The following is a 467-nucleotide window of genomic DNA, read 5'->3' as shown; positions in this document are numbered from 1 at the left end:
CATTTTGTTGATATCCAAAACTAGATAAGAATTCTAATTAAGTATTAGGTATTAATATGTTGTTAAGAGACGCTCTTGGTATCCTTTCCAAGTCATCGCCACATGCTGTGACAACTTCGGGTGACCCTGTTGACCCTATAGTGAAGAGAATAACAGATTATTTGTTTGTAGAAACAGATATTGAGCGGGCATTTAGAGCAAAGCTTGAGAGCATTGCATCTAATGAGATTGTTTTTCTGTGTGGAAGTAGTGGAGATGGCAAATCAGAAATACTGACCCGTTATCGGAATCAATATGAAAGTACTATCGAGTTTCACTTGGATGCTACACACAGCTTCGAACCTAAGAAGACTGCTATTGATACTCTGAACGAATTATTCAGCAGGCATTTGACTAGCGATAAAGCACTCGTCGTTGGCATCAATATTGGTATGTTGGCGAATTTTGAGCGCGAAGGTGATGATGCT

At 39.2% G+C, this 467-nt stretch carries 1 protein-coding gene; it reads left to right on the top strand.

From position 1 onward, the window contains the following. Positions 1-56: 56 nt before the first annotated feature. A partial coding sequence (gene dptF, locus A3757_RS21075; RefSeq protein WP_068740254.1) for a DNA phosphorothioation-dependent restriction protein DptF occupies positions 57-467 on the top strand: 411 nt, incomplete at its 3' end.

This window comes from Oleiphilus sp. HI0117, assembly GCF_001635235.1.
Note: the sequence above shows the minus strand (reverse complement) of the source record. Positions and strands in the feature narration are given on the sequence as shown.